This is a genomic window from Meiothermus luteus (genome assembly GCF_003574085.1).
In the GTDB taxonomy this organism is placed as follows: domain Bacteria; phylum Deinococcota; class Deinococci; order Deinococcales; family Thermaceae; genus Meiothermus; species Meiothermus luteus.
This window is the reverse complement of record NZ_QWKZ01000193.1, coordinates 1-1,925: the sequence shown is the minus strand read 5'-3', so window position 1 is coordinate 1,925 and position 1,925 is coordinate 1. Positions and strand designations below refer to the sequence as shown.

The following is a 1,925-nucleotide window of genomic DNA, read 5'->3' as shown; positions in this document are numbered from 1 at the left end:
TCCCCAAGGGCACCCCCTCCGTGGGGCTCGAGGGGCTCGCCGCCTCCCTTGGCCGCATGGGGCCTGCCAGATGGGCCCTCCTCCCCGCCTCCACCGCAAGCCGGAAGGCCTCGGCCATGGCCACGGGGTCCTCCGCCTCGGCGATGGCGGTGTTGACCAGGACGGCATCCAGCCCGAGCTCCATCACCTCCGCGGCATGGGAGGGAAGGCCAAGCCCGGCGTCCACCACCACCGGGGGGAGGCTTGGGCGCTCCCGGGCGAAGAGCTCCAGAAGGGCCCGGGTCCTCACCCCCCAGCCCGAGCCGATGGGGGCGGCCAAGGGCATCACCGTGGCGGTGCCGAGGGCGGCAAGCCGCTTGGCCAGGACCAGGTCGGGCCCCATGTAGGGCAGGACCACGAAGCCCTCCTCCAAAAGCCTCTCCGCGGCCTTGAGCGTCTCCAAGGGGTCAGGGAGAAGGTAGGTGGAATCGGGGATGACCTCCAGCTTCACCCAGTTCTCCCCGGTGAGGAGGCGGCCCAGCCGGGCGAGGCGCACCGCCTCCTCCGCCGTCTTGGCCCCGGCGGTGTTGGGGAGAAGCCGCACCCCCTCCAGGGCCTCCAGAAGCCCCACGTGCCCCGGGGCCCCCACCTCCACCCGCCTCACGGAAACCGTCACCACCTCTGCCCTCGCCGCCCTTATGGCCTCCCGCATCACCCCGAAGTCCTTGAACTTGCCGGACCCCAGGATGAGGCGGCTTTTTAGCTCCCGGTCGCCCACCTTCCAGCTATCCATCTAGCCCCCCTGCATCAGGGCCACCACCTCCACCACGTCGCCCTCCTTCAAGACCCGCTCCGGCACCTCAGCCCCAGGGAAGGCCTCCTCGTTGAGGAGGACGGCGACCCGTTCCAAGGCCACGCCCAGTTCCTCCAGGACCTCTTTAAGCGTCCTGCCCTCCAAGGGCTTGGGCTCGCCGTTAAGCCACACCATAAAGCCGCTCCCGGAAGGCCTTGGCCGCGCCCTCGGGGTCCTCGGCGTCCAGGATGGCCCGAACCACCACCACGCGCCTCGCCCCAGCCTCGAGGACCCGGTCCAGGTTGGTGAGGTCAATGCCGCCGATGGCGAACCAGGGCTTCTCCCCCAGGTGCTCCGCCGCAAAGCGGACGTAGCCCAGCCCCGCCGCTTTCCGCCCCGGCTTGGTGGGCGTCTCCCACACCGGCCCCACGGAAAGGTAATCGGCCCCCTCATCCAGGGCCTTTAGCGCCTGCTCCGGGGCGTGGGTGGAGCGGCCGATTAAGCCCTGGAAGAAGCGCCGCGCCTCCTCGGGCGTGAGGTCCCCCTGCCCCAGGTGCACCCCGTCCGCCCCCAGGAGGGCGGCCAGGTCCGGGCGGTCGTTGAGGAAAAAGGGAACCCCGTAGCCCTTGGCCAAGGCCAGCATCCGCTCTCCCAGCTCCAGGATGGGCCTCGCCTCCCAGTCCTTGGCCCGAAGCTGCAAAACCTCCACGCCGCCCCCAAGGGCCCGCTCGGTGCGGTCCAAAATCGTTTCCCTAGACCACCCCGGCCTTGGGGTCACCACCAGGTAGAGCCTCCCAAGCAACCTTCCACCCCCTCAGGCCAGCGGGAAAAGCCCACGCGGCCCACGGGGTGTTGGGTTTTGGGGGATTTGGGTCTTCCGCATAGGCTTCCCTCCGCCGGCATTACCCGGATCAGGTTCCAAGGGTTGCTGGGAAGAACCCAGCTCTCAGCCCCTCCATTGGGGCACCCCTAGCCTGTGGGGTCAGTATACCACGACGAGATGGCCGGTGTTCGCGCGGCTTTTTGTGGCCAGGCTTTTATCGTAACCACATATGCAAGCGGTCTCCATTCCCAGTCCACTACCCTATCTAGCCCAGATACCCGACCCCCGCGAGCCCTTGAGGACCCAACATCAATGGCAAGACCTGCTGCT

At 68.5% G+C, this 1,925-nt stretch carries 3 protein-coding genes and 1 riboswitch; all 3 genes read right to left on the bottom strand.

What is annotated here, in order from left to right:
* Positions 1–772, bottom strand: a 772-nt coding sequence (locus tag Mlute_RS15155) for a thiazole synthase (protein ID WP_147371137.1), incomplete at its 3' end; no start/stop codon positions are given.
* Positions 773–967: a sulfur carrier protein ThiS gene (gene thiS / locus Mlute_RS15150; RefSeq protein ID WP_039456710.1), complete on the bottom strand. Its 195-nt coding sequence runs from the start codon at positions 965–967 to the stop codon at positions 773–775. It lies immediately after the preceding gene.
* A complete protein-coding gene (thiE, locus tag Mlute_RS15145; RefSeq protein ID WP_119361334.1) occupies positions 954–1,574 on the bottom strand; it encodes a thiamine phosphate synthase in 621 nt (206 codons plus the stop codon). The genes thiS and thiE overlap by 14 nt, the downstream gene beginning before the upstream one ends.
* Before the next feature lie 69 nt (positions 1,575–1,643).
* A riboswitch (TPP riboswitch) is annotated at positions 1,644–1,753 on the bottom strand.
* Positions 1,754–1,925: the final 172 nt, after the last annotated feature.